Origin of the sequence: Mesorhizobium robiniae (assembly GCF_040545535.1) — a bacterium.
Classification (GTDB): domain Bacteria; phylum Pseudomonadota; class Alphaproteobacteria; order Rhizobiales; family Rhizobiaceae; genus Mesorhizobium; species Mesorhizobium robiniae.
This window is the reverse complement of the sequence record NZ_JBEPMC010000001.1, coordinates 412249-426103: the sequence shown is the minus strand read 5'-3', so window position 1 is coordinate 426103 and position 13855 is coordinate 412249. Positions and strand designations below refer to the sequence as shown.

The following is a 13855-nucleotide window of genomic DNA, read 5'->3' as shown; positions in this document are numbered from 1 at the left end:
GATGACCACACCCAAGATCACGCCCAAAATCACAATCGTCGGCAGTTTTGCGGTCGGGTTGACCATGCGGGCGCCAAAACTGCCGATCTTCGGCGAGACGATGCTCGGCACCGATTTCGACATGGGACCGGGCGGCAAGGGTTCGAACCAGGCCGTCGCCACTGCAAGGCTGGGCGCCGCTTCGTCGCTGCTCGCCATCATCGGCACCGACAAGCTGGCCGGCATCGCCACCGATCTCTACGCCGCCGAAGGGGTGGATTCGAGCCTGGTCACGGCGCGCGCCGAGCGCGCCACCGGCGTCGGCTTCATCATCCTCAACGACAAGGGCGAGAACTTCATCATCCTCGACATGGGCGCCAACGAGCTGATGAATGCCGCGACTGTCGATACGGCGGACCAGCGCATCGCGCAAAGCGACGTCGTCATGACCGTGCTCGAAGTGCCGATCGCTGCTGCCGCCCGCGCGATGGAGCTCGGCCGCAAGCATGGCGCCCGCACCATCCTCAATCCCGCACCGGCACGCCAGCTTCCCGACGCGATCTTCGCCTCCGTCGACTATCTGACGCCGAACGAGAGCGAGCTGCGCATTCTGCTCGGTCTGCCGGCCGACGATCCGCGCTCCTCGCGCGCGCTCGCCGGCGAGTTGCGCCGCCGCGGCGTCCGCAATGTGGTGGTGACGCTCGGCCGCAGCGGCGCGCTGATCCTGACCGATGAGCTCGACGTCATGGTGCCGGCGGTGCCGGTCAGCGTGGTCGACACGACGGGCGCCGGCGATGCGTTCAACTCTGGCTTCGCGGTGGCGCTTGCCGAAGGCCGCGACATCGTCGATGCGGTCCGCTTCGGCGTCGTCTGCGGCGCGATCGCCTGCACCGAACTCGGCGTTATTCCCGGCCTGCCTCAGCGGGCCAAGGCAGACGCGCTCTATGCTGAGGCCCTGAAGACAACATGGCCCCTAAGGACAACAAAGAAGGAAACGACATGAACCGAAACCGGCTGCTCAATGCCGAACTGGCGCACGCCATCGCCTCGATGGGCCATGGCGACCTGATGATCGTCTGCGATGCGGGTTTTCCGATTCCGTCAAGCGCCTGGCGCATCGATCTCGCCATCTCGCCTGACGTGCCGGACCTCGAAACCGTGCTGGCGCCGATCGCGTCCAATTACATCGCCGAGCGCGTCGGCTATGCCGACACGCTGCCGGTGCACAATGCGCCGCTGCTGGCCAAGCTGAAGCGGCTGTTCCCCGACGCCGATTTCGAAACCACGAAGCACGAGACCATCCTCGGCGAGATGGCGGCCAAGGCCAAGGTCATCGTGCGCACCGGCGCCTTCGATCCGTGGGGCAACATCCTGCTCTATTCCGGCGTCGACGTACCGGCCTGGTTCTCCAAGCCTGGCGTGGTGGCGCCGGACTACTACGCCAAGAAGCTGAAAGGCTGAGATGCCGCGCATCTTCGATTTCGGCGGCCGCGAGGTCGAGCGCAGCGTAACCGTTGCGGGCCTGCGCGCGCTCAAGGGCACCGGGCAGCATGCCGCCCAGGTGACGGCGGAGACGGCCGATGAGGCGGCCGCCGCCGAGGCCGCCGGTGTCGAGATGGTCGTCTGCCGCGCCGCCAACGTTTTGCGCGTGCGCGAAGGGTCGCGGCGCGTTTTCGTGACAGCTGCCCTCGGCTTCGCCGACGCCATCACCGGCGACGAGATCCTGCGCACGGCGTTTGGCGCCGTCACCTCAGGCGCCGATGCAGTGATCACCGGGCGCGGCCATGACAGTGTCCGGCTGCTCGCCAACGAACAGATCCCTGTCATGGGGCATCTCGGCTTCGTGCCGCGCAAATCCACTTGGGTCGGCGGCATCAGATCGGTCGGCAAGACCGCCGTAGAGGCGCTGGAATTGTGGGACCGCTTCCGGCGGCTCGAGGATGCCGGCGCCTTCGCCGTCGAATGCGAAATCATCGCGGCCGAGGTGATGGCGGAGATCAACCGCCGCACCTCGCTGGTCACCGTATCGCTCGGCTCAGGCGCCGAGGCGGACGTCATCTTCCTGTTCACCTCGGACATTTGCGGCGAGAGCGCTCGCCTGCCCCGCCACGCCCGCGCCTGGGGCAATCTGGCCGCCTTGCACCAAGCCGTCAGGGACGCGCGGGTCGAGGCGCTGTCGGGCTTCCGCAAGGAGGTAGCCGGCGGGAGCTATCCAGGCGAGACCGAAGTCGCAGCCATCGCCGAAGCGGAGCTCGAGGAATTTCGCGCGCGTCTCGAAGCAGCGCGAAATTAGAGTCCCAATTCGCCAAACCTCGGACCGCTTGCCCGCTGCTGTCTCTATAAAACTTGATAATTTTCATCATGAAATATATCAAGGCCGAGAGATCATGCAATCACAGGGAAACGGGAAGTGGCCTTCGCACCACGCATGGAAAGTCGCATCCAGGGTTTTTCCGTCATTGGCGGCCTGAAAGGGCATGTCTGGGACGGCGTCGTCGCCGACCTCTGGGACGTTTCGTGCGGAGCGAATGCGGGAGGCCACTATGTCTCTCCCGACCCCCGGCTCTTTGTCACGCTGGATGTCGATGGCGACGGCGCCTTTTTCGTCGAGGGTTCGCAGGGCGAATTGCGCCGTCACGACCGGGCATTTTCGATGGCCTACATAGCGGCCGGGGTCCCCATCAGAGGCAGGGTCGAGGGCCTGCGCCGCATCAAGCATCTCGATCTGCATTTTGACGAGGCAGCGCTGACGCGCCGCTTCGGCGGGAGCCTGGACCGCGACGCCTTGCATGTGTCGCGGTTTCAGTTTCGCGACGACCGGATCGCCATGCTTGCCGGCCTGATCGCGGCCGAATGCAACAGCGGCCAGCCGATGCACGATCTCTACGGCGAGGGCTTGCTCAACGCATTGTTCGCCGGACTTTTCGAGATCGGCCAACCGGACGGACAGCGGCGCCGCACGCCGCTGTCTCGTCGAAAACTGCGCCTGGTCACCGACTACATCGACGCGCATTGCCTGGGCAAGATCCGTCTCGCCGATCTGGCCGCGCTGACCGGCCTGTCGGAAACCGCAACTAGCCACGCGTTCAAGGCGGCTACGGGTATACCGCCGCACCGTTGGCAGATGCAGGCACGGGTTCGAAAAATTCAGACAATGATGGCGCATGAATCCGCCTCACTCGGCGATATCGCGGAAGCAACCGGCTTTTTCGATCAGGCCCATCTGACGCGGGTGTTCAAATCCGTCGTCGGATTGACGCCTGGTGCGTGGATGAAGAGTGCCGGCAGGCGCAGCAAGATTTCCGCGACATGAAATCGCAATATCGGCCTTTTGGGACAAAAACCGACAAACCGCGCAAATCCATCCAATGATCCCGACATAAGCTGAGGTAAACAGTCAGGTATATGCGTTCGAGAACCCTGGGGTTTGCTTAATGAACAGAATCTGCCGGATGAAGCCGCTGTTGGCGGGCGCCGCCCTCGCTTTGATCCCGTCCGTGAGCGCGTTCGCCCAGCAAAACAACACCCAGCTCGAGCCTGTGGTGGTCGAGGGCGAGGCCGGCGACAGCGCGACCGGACCTGTCGACGGCGTCGTCGCCAAGGAGACAAAGACCGGGTCTAAGACCGCGACCAAACTCACCGAGATCCCGCAATCCGTCTCGGTGATCGGACGGCAAGAAATCGACGATCAGGGAGCGCAGAAGATCGACGAGTCGCTGCGATATACGGCCGGCGTTTTCACGCAGCCCTTCGGTCCCGACAGCGATACCAACTGGATTTTCATCCGTGGCTTCCAGGCGACGGACACCGGCATCTACATGGATGGCCTGCAGCTGTTCAGCTACGGCTTCGGCGGATTTTACATCGATTCCTTCGGGGTCGAGCGCATCGAAGTGCTGAAAGGTCCGGCCTCGGTGCTCTATGGCGGCAGCAATCCGGGCGGCATCGTCAACTATGTCAGCAAGCGTCCCGACGGCAGGCAGCGCTATGTCGAAACCGGCATCAACGACGCCGGTAGGGCCTATCTCGGCTTCGACGTCGGCGACGTGGCCAGCGACGGCGTGGTCAGCTATCGCGTCAACGGCCGCGTCGCCGGCGGCGACACCTATAGCGATCTGCAGGACGGCTGGCGCGGCTTCATCTCGCCAAGCATCACCTGGCAGCCCGACGATCAGACCCGGCTGACGGTGCTCGCGAATTTCAGCCATATCGACGAGAACCACAATGGCGGCAACTTCCTGCCTTATGATGGAACGGTGGTGGATCACATAGTCGGCGGCGTCAACTACGGACGCATCGATCCCGACGCCAACTTCACAGAACCGTCCATCGATCTCTACAAGCGCGAACAGGGCTCGATCGGCTACGAGTTCGAGCACACCTTCGACAATGACTGGACAGTGCGTTCCAACACGCGCTTCGGCGCGGCATCCATCGACGAGGTCAGCGTCTACCCCAACGGCTGGGCGAGCGCGACGGAACTGGATCGCATCAATTTCGGCCACGATACCGACGTCATGACATTTCTGTCGGACTTCCAGATCGAAGGCAAATTTGAGACCGGCGCGATCGAACATACGGCGCTGGCCGGTATCGACTACAAATATTACAACATCGACCAGGTGCAGTCGTCGGCCCTATTTGGGACGACTCCACCGATCGATGCATTCGACCCCGTCTATGGTTCGCCGCTAACGCCTCGCGTCAGCTATCTCAACCAGGACCTGACGCAGAAACAGCTCGGCTTCTATGCGCAGGACCAGCTCCGCTTCGGAGACGGCTGGCTGGTGACGCTGAACGGCCGCTACGACTGGGGTTGGCTTAGCGCCGATAACGGCCCGACCTACTACTCGGCGACTTCCAGCTCACAGAGCAGCAACGTTGGCGATTTCTCCGGCCGCGCTGGTCTCGCCTATGTGTTCGACAACGGCATCACCCCTTATGCCAGCGTCGCCACATTCTTCAATCCGATCATCGGAACCGATGCGAATGGCGATCTGTTCAAACCTGAAGAGGGCGTGCAATACGAGGTTGGCGTCAAATATGAGCCGACCTTCGTCGATGGCCTGTTCACGCTGTCGGTGTTTGACCTCACCCGTCAGAACGTGGCCGTCGCAAGTCCGGACAATCCCTTTGCTCAGGTTCAGAGGGGCGAGGTGCGCTCGCGCGGCGTGGAGCTCGAGGGCAAGGTAAATATCACCGAGGATTTGCGGGTGACGGGTGCTTTCACCGCCTATGACCTCGAGATCACCAAGGACACCAACCCGGCGCTGATCGGCAAGACACCTTTCATCGTGCCCGAACTCATGGTCTCCGCATCCGTCGACTATACTTTCCGCGGCGACTGGTATGACGGCGTCTCGATTGGCGCCGGCGTGCGTCACCTCGGCTCCTCATGGGCAGACAACGAGAACACGGCGAAGGTGCCGGCCGTCACGCTGGCCGATTTGAAGCTCGGCTACGAGAAGGAGAACTGGGGCGTCGACCTCAACATCACCAATCTCTTCGACAAGACATACGTGGCAAGCTGCCAGACGACCCTGACCTGTTCCTATGGCGAAGGCCGGTCGTTCAAGCTGAAGGCCCACACGACTTGGTAGTCATGTGCTGTAGACCATGACCCCGAAACGTGGAGACCGGTTTTCGGAAAAGATCATGGTCAAACAAAAAGGTAGACCTTGGCGATAATCCCCTTCCCCAACCGGCGGCGGGTGCTCGCGCTTGGCATGGCGGCCATGCTGCCGCCGATCGCCGCCAGAGCTGCGCCGCTGCGCGTGGCGGCGATTGACTGGGGCATGCTGGAAACCGTGATCGCGCTTGGCATCGAGCCGGTCGCGGCGACCGAACTGATCCAGTTCCGCAAGCTGGCGGTGGAACCCGAAGTGCCGCGATCGGTAACCGATCTCGGGCTGCGCGGCACGCCCAATTACGAACTGCTGCACGTCGTCTCGCCGGATCTTGTCGCCATCTCCAGTTTCTACGAATACCAGCGCCCGATGCTCGAGCGCATCGCGCCGGTCTTTGCGCAAACGGTCTACGCGCCTGGCGTGCCGCCATACCCGCTCGCCGAAGCGGCGACGCTGGCGCTGGGCGAAAAGCTCGGACGACAGGCCGAGGCGAAACGCTACGTCGACGAGACATCAGTCGAAATCACGCGATTGCGCGCTACTCTGCCGGCTGACTCCAGGCGGCCGGTCTTCGTTATCAGCCTGGGCGATTCACGCCATTTCCGCGCCTTTGGCCGGGATTCCATGTTTGGCGACGTGCTGCTGCGTCTCAGCTTGGAGAATGCCTGGGCCGACGAGACGAGTTACAGCGCCGCCGCTCCGGTCGGGCTGGAGGCGCTGGCGCGCGTTCCCGACGCCTCGATCCTGGTCGTTTCGCCGCTGCCGGCCGATGTCGGCCGCGCGCTTCCCGAGAACGCGCTGTGGAATGCCCTGCCGGCTGTCCGCGAGGGCCGTGTCGCCCTGCTTGAGCCCATCAATCACTTCGGCTGCCTGCCCTCGGCACGCCGCTTCGCATGGCTGGCGACGGCGGCCCTGGCCGGTCATGGCTGACCGCGCCATGACCGAGCGCCCCACGGCTGGCCGTGCGCTGTCGCCGATCGCGCTCTGGGGCCTCCTCGCGGCGGTGGCGGCGCTGCTGTTCGCATGGCGCATCAGCACGCAGTGGCCGACCGCGCCGACGAGCGACGGCGTCAACCTCGATCATGTCATCCTTTTCTACAGCACGCTGCCGCGCGCGGCAGTGGCGGTGCTGGCCGGCGCCGTTCTCGGCCTGTCCGGCCTTTTGCTGCAGCGTGTGCTGCGCAACCCGCTGGCCGAACCGTCGACGCTCGGCATTTCGGCCGGCGCGCAACTCGCCATGACGGCCGCCTCCGTCTACGCGCCGTTCCTGATGGAACGGTCACAAGGGCCGGTCGCCTTTGCCGGCGGCATCGCCGCGGTGCTGCTGGTTCTGTCGCTGACCTGGCGGCGCGGGTTGGAGCCCGTCTCCGTCGTGCTTGCCGGAATGATGGTGGCGCTCACCGCGAGCGCCATCAGCGCCGCCCTGATCCTGGCCAATGGCGACTATCTGTTCTCGCTGTTCATCTGGGGCGGCGGATCGCTGGTCCAGCAGGATTGGGACCCGACCATCGCCCTGTCGACCAGGCTGGCGCTCGGCGCCGGCGCCGCCCTGCTGCTGCTCAGGCCACTGACGATCCTTGGCCTTGACGACGCCTCGGCACGCAGTCTCGGCATAGCGCGTCACACCAGCCGCTTCCTCGTCATTGCGCTTGCCGTGTGGATGGCGACCACGGTGGCCGCCGAGGTCGGCGTCATCGGCTTCGTCGGCCTTGCAGCACCCGCGCTCGCCACGCTTTCAGGCGCGCGTTCGCTAGGGCAAAAGCTGCTGGCCGCGCCGTTGATCGGTGCCATCCTGCTGTGGCTGACGGATGGGCTGGTACAGCTGGCGGCTGGCGCCGGTGGCGAACGCATTCCGACCGGCGCCGGCACCGCGCTTCTCGGCGGCCCGGTTCTGCTCTGGCTGCTGCCGAGGCTGCGCTTGCTCGAATGGCCGAACCTCGGCACATCAGGCACATCTCCGCGCAAGGCCGGCCGGTTCATCATCCTGCTGCTGCTTCTGCTGACCCTTGTTGCGGCGGTGGTGGCGCTTGTCGTCGGGCGCGGTCCGGCGGGCTGGTCGATCGCCGGCGGCGAGATGCTTTCCGACCTCGCCGCCTGGCGCGTACCGCGGATCGGCGTGGCGGCAGCCGCCGGCGCCATGCTTGCGGCGGCGGGCGTCGTTATCCAGCGGATCACCGGCAATCCATTGGCAAGCCCCGAGGTGCTGGGAGTCGGCACCGGAGCCGGCGCCGGCCTGACAGCGGTGTTGATGGTCAGCGCGACGGCGAGCCCCGGCTGGCAGCTCGCCGGCTCCGTTTTCGGTTCGCTGGCGGTGCTGATCGCCATGCTGGCAATCGCCGCATGGGCGAAATTCGGCTCCGAGCGGTTGCTGCTTGCCGGCATCGCCATGAGCGCGCTGTGCAGCGCCGTGATCACTGCCACGATCGCCATGGGAAACGCGCAGTCCTATGTCCTATTGCGCTGGCTCAGCGGTTCGACCAGCCAGGCGACCGGCGTCGATGCCTGGGTCATGGTCGTTTGCCTGATGCTGTTGACATTGCCGCTGTTTCTAGCCGCCCGCTGGCTCGATATCCTGCCGCTCGGCGAAGATACCGCACGCGGGCTCGGCCTGCCAATTGCGGGCGGTCGGCTGACGCTGATCGTTCTCGCCGCAGTCCTGACCGCGCTTGCCGCAATGTTCGTCGGGCCGCTGAGCTTCGTCGGTCTCATCGCGCCGCACCTCGCGCGGCTGATCGGCTTTGCCCGCGCCCGCCTTCACCTCGCCGGCGCGGTCCTGTTCGGGGCGTTGCTGATGATCGTGTCGGATTGGCTGTCGCGCATGGTGGCCTTTCCATACGAACTGCCCGTCGGCCTGTTCGCCTCATTGCTTGGCGGACCTTATCTCGTCCATCTGCTCGCTAAAGGAGTGCCGCGCCATGGTTGAAATGCCGAGGAACCTCAAGGCATCCGCCGAAATCGTGCTGTCTTATCCGCACGCCATCATGACGCGGCTTTGCGCGCATTTTGCCGATCACGGCGATGTCGCCGTCGACGGCGCTTGCAGCCGCATCGACACGGCCTTCGGCTCGGCCAGCATGGAGGCCTACCAACGCTGCCTGAAGGTTTTTGCCGAAGGCAGGGACGAGACGTCCCTGGCCTATGTGAAGCTCTCCATCGCCGAGCATCTGCTGCATTTCGCAGCGGCGGAGAGCCCCAGCATCGTTTGGCAGGGCGATGGAGCGGCGGGCCAGCCGCTACCCTATTTCCGCGAGATGCGCGTTGTGCAGACCGCCAATGTAACGCCACATATGCGGCGGTTGACCCTGGCCGGAAATGACCTGCGGCGCTTCGCGACCGGCGGACTTCATGTCCGTCTGCTGCTTCCCAGGGATGGCGCCGCACCTGCCTGGCCGATCACCGGCGTGGACGGCCGTCCGGTATGGCCCGAAGCGGAACGACGGCCTGATGTACGTGTCTACACGATCCGCCGTATCGACGTCGAAAAGGGCGAGGTCGACATCGACTTTGTACTGCATGAGGGCGATGGCATGCCCGGCGCGCGCTTTGCAGCCAACGCACGCATCGGCGACATCGTCGGGATGACCGGGCCGGGTGGCGGCGACATCCCCCAGGCCGACTGGTGCCTGCTTGCCGGCGACGAGACCGCCCTGCCCGCGATCGGCCGCATAGTGGAGGCGCTGCCGGCAGGCGTGCACGCCGTCGTCCGCATCGAAGTCGCTGATGGCGACGAGGAGCAAAAGCTGCTTTCGCAGGCCGCGCTTGATATAAAATGGCTGCATAGGAATGGCGTCGCGCCAGGCAATCCGACTTTGCTTCAGGACGCGGTCCGGGACGTGCCCTGGCCCGAAGACGACCGCAGCGTCTTCGCCTGGGTCGGTTGCGAGCACAAGAGCTTCCGCGCCATCCGGTCCTACCTCAGGCAGGACCGGAAGTTGGCGCGCGATGCGCATCTCGTGGTCGCCTATTGGCGTTACGGCTTCGAGGGCGATACCGCGCGGCAGAACGACCGAACCTGAGTTTGGCTGGTTCCGCCTTCAATCGACGAGTACGGCGACCACTGCGGTGCAGTCGCCCGCCTTGACCAGTCCGGGGAAATGCCGCGCGGCCAGAAGGCCGGACATTCTTGCCCTGATCTCTTGAGGTGCGGCCCCGGTGCGGCCGATGGAGTGGATGCGCGCCAGGACCTGGCCCTCTTCGACGGGTTCGCCGAGATCGATCATCGTTTCGATCATCCCGTCGTCCTCGGCGAACGAGAAGCAATCGCCTGACGGCATGTCGAGCCAGCGGGTCGGCTGCATCTCGACCGCACCAGCGACAATGCCGGCATGGCGCAGCACATTGAGCACGCCGCGACGCGCGATCCGCACCGTCTCCGCGCGGGAAGTTCCGCCCCCGCCAAGCTCGGTGGTGATGAACAGCTTGCCCATCTCCTCGGCGGCAGTGTCGAACATGCCGACCGCGTCGATCTCCAGCATCTTCATCGACCAGGGCGCCGAGAACGCCTCGACCGCGGCGAAGCCCTTCGCCTCCAGCACCTTGTCGGGCCGGATATGGGCGGCGCAGAACGGCACGAAGTCGAGTGTCTTGCCGCCGGAATGGAAATCGAGCGCGATGTCCGTGCGGGGGAGCAACTCACGTTGAAAATAGTCGGCGATCTTCTCGGTCACCGTGCCGTCGGGGCGGCCGGGAAAGCTGCGGTTCAGATTGCCCTTGTCGATCGGCGAGGTGCGGGTGCCGGCACGGAACGCCGGATAGTTCATCGCCGGCACGATGATCACCGTGCCGCTAACGTGCCTCGGATCGAGCGTGCGGGCGAGATCGTAAAGCGCCAGCGGCCCCTCATATTCGTCGCCATGATTGCCGCCGGTGAGCAATGCGCTCGGTCCGTTGCCGTTGCGGATCACGCAGATCGGGATCATCACCGATCCCCAGGCCGAATCGTCACGGCTGTAGGGCAGGCGCAGGAAACCGTGCTGGACGCCGTCGCGTTCGAAATCCACCGTCGGCGTGATCGGCGATGGGCGAAGGTGGGGGACCGTGCTCAATTCTTCACCACCAGCTTGCGCGGCACATTGGCCAGGCACTCGACGCCTGTCTCGGTGATCAGGATGGATTCGGTGATCTCGAGCCCCATCGTCTCCAGCCACAGGCCGGTCATGAAATGGAAGGTCATGCCCGGTTTCAGCTCGGTGCGGTCGCCGGGACGCAGGCTCATCGTGCGCTCGCCCCAATCCGGCGGATAGGAAAGCCCGATCGGATAGCCGGTGCGGTTGTCCTTGACGATGCCGTATTTCTTCAGCACCGCGAAGAAGGCGTTGGCGATGTCCTCACAAGTGTTGCCAGGCTTTGCCGCGGCAAGCCCGGCCTCCATGCCTTCCAGCGTCGCCTTTTCGGCATCGAGGAATTCTTGCGTCGGGTTACCGAGGAACACAGTCCGGGAAAGAGGACAATGGTAGCGGTTATAGCAGCCGGCGATCTCGAAGAAGGTACCCTCGCCTGACTTCATCGGCCTGTCGTCCCAGGTCAGATGCGGCGCTGAAGCATCGGCGCCCGACGGCAGCAGCGGCACGATCGCCGGGTAGTCGCCGCCGATGCCGTCGACACCGCGCGTGCCGGCATCATAGATCTCGGCGACCAGATCGCATTTGCGCATGCCGACTTCGATCTTGTCGACGATACGCTGGTGCATCGCTTCAACGATGCGGGCGGCCTTGCGCATATAGTCGATCTCGGTCGGGCTCTTCACCGCGCGCTGCCAGTTGACGAGCGCCGTGGCGTCGATGAAGCGGGCATTGGGCAGATGTTTCTGCAGCGACGCGAAGGCGGCGGCGGAGAACCAGTAATTGTCCATCTCGACGCCGATGGCGAGCTTGCCCCAGCCGCGATCGGCCAGCAACTGCGATAGAAAATCCATCGGGTGGCGCTCGGTCGACTGCACATAGTGGTCGGCATAGCCAACGATGTTGTCGTGCGCGAGATAGGCGGTGCGCTTGGCGCCATTGGCGTCCTGACCGCGGCCATACCACACCGGTTCGCCCGACGGCGGCACGATGACGGCCTGGTGCACGTAGAACGACCAGCCGTCATAACCGGTCAGCCAGGCCATGTTGGACGGATCGCTGACAATAAGCAGATCGACGCCCTTGGCTTCCATGGCCTTGCGTGTCTTGGCGAGGCGGTCCGCATATTCGCCGCGCGAGAATTTGAGATTAGGCTGCATTGTTCTTGGTCCTCGTTTGTTGGGCCTTGCGGCCAGCATCAGCTTTCGAAAATCGTACCGGTGTTGGCCGCCCGGGCACGGTCGCGGGCGAGCGTAGCGATCGCCGTGTCCTGCACGCCGGTGCCGGTGAGGTCGGCGATGGTGATGTCGCTGTCCGAACGCCGGCCGTGCTTTTCGCCGGCGATGATCTGGCCGAGCTCGGTAACCTCGGCATCGGCCGCCATCACGCCCGTCGCGATGGCATGATGCAGTTCGCCCAGGCGCTGTGTCTGTTTCGCGCTGTCGGCAACATAGAGATCGGCCATGCGCAGGATCGCCGGCGCGATCTCGTTCTTGTGCTCGGCATCCGAGCCCATCGCAGTGATGTGTTGGCCGGCGGAGACGAAGCCGGCCTTGATCAGCGGTTCGGTCGACGGCGTCGTGGTGACGATGATGTCGGCGCCGGCCGCCGCCGTTGCCGCATCGGGCTCCGCATGCACGACGATGCCCAGCCTTTCGCGCAGCGCGTCCGCCGAAGCTTCGGCCTTGGCTGCATCCCTGGCCCAGATGCGGGCCTCGGCGATCGGCCGCACCAGCCTAAGCGCCTCGAGCTGCAGCCCGGCCTGGACGCCGGCGCCGAAGATCGCAGCGATCGAGGAATCCGGCCGCGAAAGGTGCTTCGCCGCGACCGCCCCGGCAGCCGCCGTGCGGATGTCGGTCAGATAGCCATTGTCGAGCAGCAGCGCCTCGACCAGTCCGGTCTTGGCCGACAGCAGCACCATCATGCCGTTGACGCTGGGCAGGCCGAGCTTCGGATTGTCGAAGAAGCCGGGGCTGATCTTGATGGCGAAACCGTCGATCCCAGGCACATAGGCGGTCTTGACGTCGACCTCGCCGCGATGCTCGGGAATGTCGAGCCGCAGGATTGGTGGCATCGCCACCGGCAAGGTGGCAAGCGCGCGGAACGCATTTTCGACGCAGCCGACGGCATCGAGGTCGAGCTTCACGATCGCCCGCAATTCGGCTTCGGTGAGTATCGTCATCCGGCTCATAAGGCGCTCTCCTCATTCGCTTCGCCGCAAACGACTTTCCTGTGCAGTGTCATATCGATGTTGCGACCGGACAGGATGAGCACTGTCGGGCCATTCGCCCTGACCTTGCCGGCAAGCACGGCCGCTATGCAAACTGCGCCGGCGCCTTCGACGATCTCGCGCTCCTGCTCATAGGTATGGCGGATGCCGGCGGCGATCTCGCCCTCGCTGAGCAAGATCACGTCGTCGAGCAGGTCGCGGCACATCGAGAAGGTCAGCCGGTTGTCGAGACCGATGCCGCCGCCGAGCGAATCCGCCAGCGTCGGCAGTTCCTCGACCAAAACTGGATGTCCGGCATCGAGGCTCGCCTTCATCGCCGCACCCCGCGTCATCGACACGCCGATGACCTTCGTGCTCGGGCTTACACCCTTCACGGCAGCGGCGACACCCGCCGCCAGTCCGCCGCCGGACAGCGGCACCAGCACCAGGGCAGCGTCCGCAACCTGCTCGATGATCTCCAGCCCGAGCGTGCCTTGCCCGGCGATGATATCAGGATGGTCGAAGGGCGGCAGCATGACCAGTCCATCTTCCGCGACCAGCCGTTCGACCTCCTGCTGCGCGTCGTCCTGGCTGTTGCCGACGATGCGGATCTCGGCGCCGAGCCGGCGGATTTCGTCGAGCTTATTCTGCGGCACCAATCGCGACATGCAGATCGTCGCGCGCATGCCTTCGAGCTTCGCCGCATGGGCCAGCGCCCGCCCGTGATTGCCTGTCGAGGCGGCGACCCCGCCACGCGCCTTCTCCTCGGTGTTCAGCGACGCGATGGCGTTCGAGGCGCCGCGCAGCTTGAAGCTGCCGGTGGTCTGCCGATGTTCGAGCTTGAGATAAACAGGCGCGCCCAAGTGCCCGGAAAGACTCGGGGAAGGCACGGTCGGCGTACGCTCGACCTTGCCTGCGATGCGCTCGCGCGCAGCGCGGATGTCCTGAAGGGTCACAGAGGGCACCATAACGGACATCGC

12 protein-coding genes are annotated in these 13855 nt (G+C 64.7%); 8 read left to right on the top strand and 4 right to left on the bottom strand.

Annotation, left to right across the window (positions count from 1 at the left end; genetic code table 11):
* Position 1: 1 nt before the first annotated feature.
* From ABID19_RS02005 to ABID19_RS01970, 8 genes are all read left to right on the top strand, one after another.
* A complete protein-coding gene (locus ABID19_RS02005) occupies positions 2-982 on the top strand; it encodes a ribokinase (RefSeq protein ID WP_354487580.1) in 981 nt (326 codons plus the stop codon).
* The gene (rbsD, locus tag ABID19_RS02000) at positions 979-1440 is read left to right on the top strand and encodes a D-ribose pyranase (RefSeq protein ID WP_354487577.1); all 462 of its coding nucleotides are present in this window, start codon (positions 979-981) and stop codon (positions 1438-1440) included. The genes ABID19_RS02005 and rbsD overlap by 4 nt, the downstream gene beginning before the upstream one ends.
* Before the next feature lies 1 nt (position 1441).
* The gene (locus ABID19_RS01995; protein WP_354487575.1) at positions 1442-2272 is read left to right on the top strand and encodes a 3-methyl-2-oxobutanoate hydroxymethyltransferase; all 831 of its coding nucleotides are present in this window, start codon (positions 1442-1444) and stop codon (positions 2270-2272) included.
* A gap of 117 nt (positions 2273-2389) precedes the next feature.
* Positions 2390-3292 carry a helix-turn-helix domain-containing protein gene (locus tag ABID19_RS01990; RefSeq protein ID WP_354487574.1) on the top strand — a complete coding sequence of 301 codons (903 nt, stop codon included), beginning with the start codon at positions 2390-2392 and terminating at the stop codon, positions 3290-3292.
* Between the two features lie 121 nt (positions 3293-3413).
* The gene (locus ABID19_RS01985; RefSeq protein WP_354487572.1) at positions 3414-5579 is read left to right on the top strand and encodes a TonB-dependent siderophore receptor; all 2166 of its coding nucleotides are present in this window, start codon (positions 3414-3416) and stop codon (positions 5577-5579) included.
* A 78-nt stretch (positions 5580-5657) separates the two neighbouring features.
* The gene (locus ABID19_RS01980) at positions 5658-6536 is read left to right on the top strand and encodes an iron-siderophore ABC transporter substrate-binding protein (RefSeq protein WP_354487571.1); all 879 of its coding nucleotides are present in this window, start codon (positions 5658-5660) and stop codon (positions 6534-6536) included.
* Entirely contained in the window at positions 6529-8529 is a 2001-nt protein-coding gene (fhuB, locus tag ABID19_RS01975; RefSeq protein WP_354487569.1) for a Fe(3+)-hydroxamate ABC transporter permease FhuB, read from the top strand. Before ABID19_RS01980 ends, fhuB begins: the two co-directional genes overlap by 8 nt.
* Positions 8522-9622 carry a siderophore-interacting protein gene (locus ABID19_RS01970; RefSeq protein WP_354487568.1) on the top strand — a complete coding sequence of 367 codons (1101 nt, stop codon included), beginning with the start codon at positions 8522-8524 and terminating at the stop codon, positions 9620-9622. Before fhuB ends, ABID19_RS01970 begins: the two co-directional genes overlap by 8 nt.
* Before the next feature lie 18 nt (positions 9623-9640).
* Here the strand turns inward: ABID19_RS01970 and doeB are convergent, their stop codons facing one another.
* Genes doeB through eutB form a run of 4 tightly spaced genes read right to left on the bottom strand, consistent with a single transcriptional unit; the run spans position 9641 to position 13852 of the window.
* The gene (doeB, locus tag ABID19_RS01965) at positions 9641-10651 is read right to left on the bottom strand and encodes a N(2)-acetyl-L-2,4-diaminobutanoate deacetylase DoeB (protein WP_354487566.1); all 1011 of its coding nucleotides are present in this window, start codon (positions 10649-10651) and stop codon (positions 9641-9643) included.
* Positions 10648-11826 (bottom strand): ectoine hydrolase DoeA, encoded by a 1179-nt coding sequence (doeA, locus tag ABID19_RS01960; protein WP_354487564.1) that lies wholly within the window; start codon positions 11824-11826, stop codon positions 10648-10650. Before doeA ends, doeB begins: the two co-directional genes overlap by 4 nt.
* Before the next feature lie 38 nt (positions 11827-11864).
* A complete protein-coding gene (locus ABID19_RS01955; RefSeq protein ID WP_354487562.1) occupies positions 11865-12857 on the bottom strand; it encodes a cyclodeaminase in 993 nt (330 codons plus the stop codon).
* Complete coding sequence (eutB, locus tag ABID19_RS01950; RefSeq protein ID WP_354487561.1) at positions 12854-13852, bottom strand: hydroxyectoine utilization dehydratase EutB; 999 nt, start codon at positions 13850-13852, stop codon at positions 12854-12856. Before eutB ends, ABID19_RS01955 begins: the two co-directional genes overlap by 4 nt.
* Positions 13853-13855 lie beyond the last annotated feature (3 nt).

Bases quoted from the DNA above. Each gene is read 5' to 3' on its own strand.
- rbsD (WP_354487577.1), top strand. From the start codon at position 979: ATGAACCGAAACCGGCTGCTCAATGCCGAACTGGCGCACGCCATCGCC.
- ABID19_RS01970 (WP_354487568.1), top strand. From the start codon at position 8,522: ATGGTTGAAATGCCGAGGAACCTCAAGGCATCCGCCGAAATCGTGCTG.
- ABID19_RS01955 (WP_354487562.1), bottom strand. From the start codon at position 12,857: ATGAGCCGGATGACGATACTCACCGAAGCCGAATTGCGGGCGATCGTG.
- ABID19_RS01995 (WP_354487575.1), top strand. From the start codon at position 1,442: ATGCCGCGCATCTTCGATTTCGGCGGCCGCGAGGTCGAGCGCAGCGTA.
- ABID19_RS02005 (WP_354487580.1), top strand. From the start codon at position 2: ATGACCACACCCAAGATCACGCCCAAAATCACAATCGTCGGCAGTTTT.
- doeA (WP_354487564.1), bottom strand. From the start codon at position 11,826: ATGCAGCCTAATCTCAAATTCTCGCGCGGCGAATATGCGGACCGCCTC.
- eutB (WP_354487561.1), bottom strand. From the start codon at position 13,852: ATGTCCGTTATGGTGCCCTCTGTGACCCTTCAGGACATCCGCGCTGCG.
- fhuB (WP_354487569.1), top strand. From the start codon at position 6,529: ATGGCTGACCGCGCCATGACCGAGCGCCCCACGGCTGGCCGTGCGCTG.
- ABID19_RS01985 (WP_354487572.1), top strand. From the start codon at position 3,414: ATGAACAGAATCTGCCGGATGAAGCCGCTGTTGGCGGGCGCCGCCCTC.